The organism is Photobacterium sp. R1 (assembly GCF_054600795.1).
In genome coordinates, this window is the sequence record NZ_BAAHZP010000609.1 from 1 (window position 1) to 266 (window position 266).

The following is a 266-nucleotide window of genomic DNA, read 5'->3' on the forward strand; positions in this document are numbered from 1 at the left end:
TTTTCGAAATCCTATATGGAATTCTTAATAATTGTTCATCCCATTTCTGGTTTCTTATGAATACTCATTAAGAATAGATGCATATGGGGGCGAAATGAATAAACTCACAAAAATACATTTGATTACTTTATTTCTTATGCTATCTCTCAGCTCTGAAGCAAAAGATGAATCGTGTGCAGGTATTGGAGAATGGATTGGTCTATGTGATGCGGTGCGGCAAGCTGGAAGAGAAGCTGCAGAAGAAGTATTGATGCTGCCGATATAAC

General features: G+C 36.8%; 1 protein-coding gene. It reads left to right on the plus strand.

Annotated elements, in window-relative coordinates; genetic code table 11:
- Positions 1-94: 94 nt before the first annotated feature.
- Positions 95-265, plus strand: a complete 171-nt coding sequence (locus ACYP03_RS26490; protein ID WP_459782738.1) for a hypothetical protein — start codon at positions 95-97, stop codon at positions 263-265.
- Position 266: the final 1 nt, after the last annotated feature.